Consider the following 290-nt stretch of genomic DNA (forward strand, 5'->3'; position numbering starts at 1 on the left):
CATGCATTCATCATCTTCGCCTGCGCCCACTATTGGGCCAAGGTGCGTGAGCCCTTGGTGGAGTCCGTGCTTGATGCGGCCCTGGCGGTGGTCGCCGAACGTTTCGCCACCGGCGACGGCCTGTACGAAGCGGTATTGGAACGCAGCTGGTCATCCCTCAGGTCCGGCCCCCTGCAAAACCCGCTGATGCACCTGGCCGAAGGCTTCCTCGCCACGTTGGCCGTGCGTGAAGACGCCATTACGCAAGATGCACTGCTGGACCTCGCTACCGCGATGCAGAAGCGCTTCAT

The 290-nt window shown here is 62.8% G+C and carries 1 protein-coding gene; it reads left to right on the forward strand.

What is annotated here, in order from left to right:
- A partial coding sequence (locus KZZ04_RS18795; RefSeq protein WP_219423769.1) for an AGE family epimerase/isomerase occupies positions 1–290 on the forward strand: 290 nt, incomplete at both ends.

Source organism: Pseudoalteromonas sp. CR1 (assembly GCF_019392235.1).
Taxonomy (GTDB): Bacteria; Pseudomonadota; Gammaproteobacteria; order Enterobacterales; family Alteromonadaceae; genus Pseudoalteromonas.